At 74.0% G+C, this 1,299-nt stretch carries 1 protein-coding gene; it reads right to left on the bottom strand.

Annotation, left to right across the window (positions count from 1 at the left end):
* Positions 1 to 464 (bottom strand): phosphotransferase (locus tag AB0O00_RS39950; RefSeq protein WP_363659573.1); only part of this gene is annotated, 464 nt, incomplete at its 3' end.
* Positions 465 to 1,299: the final 835 nt, after the last annotated feature.

Here is a 1,299-nt window from a genome sequence, read left to right as displayed (position 1 = left end):
AACCCCTCGGCCTGGTCGGCCAGCGGCCCCCCGCGGTCACGGCCCGCGGGTGCCCCGGCGGGAGCGGGCCGGTGAAGAGCCGTCAGGAACGCGGCCAAGCTGTCGGCCGCGTCCGCAGCCTGCGTGGCGGGGGCGCGGTCGGCGGGCTCACCCGGCACCCAGGTGGTGACGAGCCAGGGCCGCGGAAACCGCCCGGAAGGCTCGCCCAGGCGCTGCGGGACGGGAACCGGCAGCGGAAGGCGCGGGGCAAGAACGGGCAGCCAGGCGTACTCCTTGCGCAGCAGCGCATCAGCGGACCCTGTCGCCCAGGGCAACCGGACAGCGAGGTCGTCGCCGAGCCGCCACAGCTGGTTGTCCCAACCGCGTGCGCCCAGCCTCACCGGGCGATCGGCCAGGTCGGGATGCTGGTCACGCAACAAATGGCGGACCAACTCCGCCGTCACCTCAATCCGGGCATGCGTCATACCGAGCAACGGTAGCCGGGCAGCGGCCCGCCTGCGGATCACTCGATCAAGCGACCGACAACCCGCCTCGCCCGTGGAGGCCCGCCCGCCATCACCCGATTCACAAAACGCACAACCGGCTCTCACACACACCGCCGCAGCAGCCGCCGGTCACCCTGCCGAAAACACCCGGCCCGGCGGCGGTTGCGACACCGCCGGCCGGACGAGCGACGCCGCCAAACTCCGCACGAGCGGCCGGCACGGACCTCAGCCCTCACTATGCGCCACGGGCCGCTCCGGCGAAGCCCCCGGGCCCAACCACCCGAAACGCACCTGACCGGCCACCACCCCCGACGCCATTACCGATCATCCCCCCGACCACCGGAACCACCGATACCGCAGGCCGCGGGGCAGGCGAGACCGCCAGCGACGATCCCTGCACCACCGACAGGAGCGAACCCCCCTCGACGAGGACGACCCCTCCCCGGCCTCGGCATCCATGACACCAACCGCAGCAACGGCATCCGACGGCCCGTCCACGCCCGCGACGCCACCCGCCGCTGCGCCCACGCAGGCCGGCACACACGATGCACCCGATGCCGGTCATACCCGGCGACCCGTCAGGCACCCGGAGACCGGCACACACACCACGCCCACAGCCGCACCACCCCTGGCAGACGAACCACAGCCCCACGGTGGCGCTGGCGCCAAAACGCCCGGGTCCGGCGCCCGGCCGACCTGCCCGCCCGCCCTCAAGCCGGGCGGGCCGGGCACGACCGGCCGCACAGCACACCGGACCCCGCCCGCCACACACACCGCTCCAGCACCCGCCCGGTGGCAACGCCCGCGCGAACAC

Source organism: Kitasatospora sp. NPDC093558 (genome assembly GCF_040683475.1).
GTDB lineage: Bacteria > Actinomycetota > Actinomycetes > Streptomycetales > Streptomycetaceae > Kitasatospora.
The sequence above is the reverse complement of the archived record's forward strand: the minus strand, read 5'-3'. Positions and strand labels throughout refer to the sequence as shown.